The following is a 1,115-nucleotide window of genomic DNA, read 5'->3' as shown; positions in this document are numbered from 1 at the left end:
CTAGTGTCCCGCGCCGTTAATTCGTTTTAGAAGTCTGCCGAGGGATTCGAGTATCTCTTCGGCGGTCTTGGTCCACATGAATGGTTTCGGGTTCTCGTTCCATGCTGCGACCCATTGGCGGAGGTCTTTCTCCAGTGCCTGGACACTGCGATGGTGTGAGCGTTGCAGTAAGTCCCGAGTGACCTCGGCGAAGAACCGCTCGACCTGGTTGAGCCATGACGAGTAGGTCGGGGTGAAATGCATGTGGAATCGCGGATGCTTGGCCAGCCAGGTGGCGATCGTGGGGTGCTTGTGGGTGCCGTAGTTGTCGCACACGAGATGCACGTCGAGCCCGTCGGGAACTTCAGCGTCGATCTTGGCCAGGAACTTCTTGAATTCGACGGCTCGATGCCTGCGGTGCGTCGCCGAGATCACGGTGCCGTCAACGACATTGAACGCCGCGAAAAGACTTGTCGTCCCGTTGCGAATGTAGTCGTGGGTGCGTTTCTCCGGCATCCCCGGCATCATCGGAAACGCCGGCTGCGACCGGCCCAACGCCTGCACTTGAGACTTCTCGTCGACGCTGAGGACCACTGCATGCTCGGGTGGGTTCAGATACAGCCCGACGACGTCGTAGACCTTCTCGACGAACAGCGGATCGTTGGATAGTTTGAACCCCTCAGCCCGGTGCGGCTTGATCTCGAACGTCTTCCAGATCCGACCGATCGTCGACTTGCTCAGCCCGGTCCGCTCGGCCATCTTCTTCCGTGACCAATGAGTGGCATTGGCCGGTGTCGTCTCCAACGTCGAGATCACCACGTCTTCGACCTGGTCGACGGTGACCGTCGCCGGCCTACCCGGTCGCGGATCATCGACCAACCCATCCAGGCGACTGTCAATGAACCGGGACCGCCATTTGCCGACCGTCGGCTGCGACACACCCACCCTGGCCGCAACATCCTTGTTGCTCAACCCTTCTGCGCACCCAAGCACAATCCTCGATCGCAACGCCAGCGCTTGCGACGAGGTTCGCCGCCGAGCCCAACGCGCCAACTGTTCACGCTCCTCGTCGGTCAACGTCAAAGCGGCTTTTGGGCGTCCAGTGCGTGCCATACCCAACCCTACAACATATTCAA

General features: G+C 60.1%; 1 protein-coding gene. It reads right to left on the bottom strand.

Features of this window, described 5'->3' with window-relative positions; genetic code table 11:
- Entirely contained in the window at positions 1-1,092 is a 1,092-nt protein-coding gene (locus ACPXB3_RS22375; protein WP_425729838.1) for an IS630 family transposase, read from the bottom strand.
- Between the last annotated feature and the right edge of the window lie 23 nt (positions 1,093-1,115).

This window comes from Gordonia sp. DT219 (assembly GCF_049847065.1).
GTDB lineage: Bacteria > Actinomycetota > Actinomycetes > Mycobacteriales > Mycobacteriaceae > Gordonia.
The sequence above is the reverse complement of the archived record's forward strand: the minus strand, read 5'-3'. Positions and strand labels throughout refer to the sequence as shown.

What these genes read in the sequence shown, in the direction of transcription:
- ACPXB3_RS22375 (WP_425729838.1), bottom strand. Translation starts at nt 1,092, where the DNA reads ATGGCACGCACTGGACGCCCAAAAGCCGCTTTGACGTTGACCGACGAG.